This is a genomic window from Bizionia gelidisalsuginis (assembly GCF_008086185.1).
Taxonomy (GTDB): Bacteria; Bacteroidota; Bacteroidia; order Flavobacteriales; family Flavobacteriaceae; genus Bizionia; species Bizionia saleffrena.
This window is the reverse complement of the sequence record NZ_VSKN01000098.1, coordinates 1-785: the sequence shown is the minus strand read 5'-3', so window position 1 is coordinate 785 and position 785 is coordinate 1. Positions and strand designations below refer to the sequence as shown.

Here is a 785-nt window from a genome sequence, read left to right as displayed (position 1 = left end):
GTGTATTAAGAATGAAGATGCCACGTTTAGGTACAAGAAAACTATATTATTTGTTAGAAGAGGATTTAAAAAAGATAAAAACAGGAAGAGATAAGCTCTTTAGAATACTTAAAGCCAATCATTTATTAATTATTCCAAGGAAATCATATCATATTACAACAGACTCACACCATAGATTTAGAAAGCATAAAAATAAAGTTTGTAACCTAAAGATTAATAAACCAGAACAAGTTTGGGGTAGTGATATTACTTATGTTGGAAGGCGAGAAAACCCAAGTTATTTAGCGTTAATTACGGATGCTTATTCCAAGAAAATTGTAGGGGTTTAACGTGTCCAATAGTTTATCTGTAGAAGGTTCATTACAAGCATTAGGTATAGCTATAAAAAACAGATGCTATAAGAAAAAACCCTTAATTCATCATTCAGATAGAGGTTTACAATATTGCTCAAATGATTACCAAGAATTACTTGATCAAAATGGAATCAAAACAAGTATGACAGAAAAATATGATCCTTACGAAAATGCAGTAGCAGAAAGAATCAATGGAATTTTAAAGCAAGAATTTAATATTGCTAAATATGAGGTAAACCTAAAAATAAATAAACAAATCAATAATGAATCAATCAAAATTTATAACCAAGAAAGACCTCATTTATCAAATCATATGTTGACTCCAAATCAAATACACAAACAATGTAAAATAGAAATGAAAACTTATAAATCAAAAAAGCTGAACAATGGAGTCATTGTTCAGCTTTAAATATTAAATTTAATCCTTTATTA

1 protein-coding gene and 1 pseudogene are annotated in these 785 nt (G+C 27.8%); both read left to right on the top strand.

Going from position 1 to position 785, the window contains the following annotated elements; all coding sequences use genetic code 11:
• Positions 1–329, top strand: a pseudogene (locus ES677_RS15195) (IS3 family transposase); the annotation flags it as partial.
• A gap of 1 nt (position 330) precedes the next feature.
• Positions 331–762: an integrase core domain-containing protein gene (locus tag ES677_RS15190; protein ID WP_148381746.1), complete on the top strand. Its 432-nt coding sequence runs from the start codon at positions 331–333 to the stop codon at positions 760–762.
• The last annotated feature ends 23 nt before the right edge of the window (positions 763–785 follow it).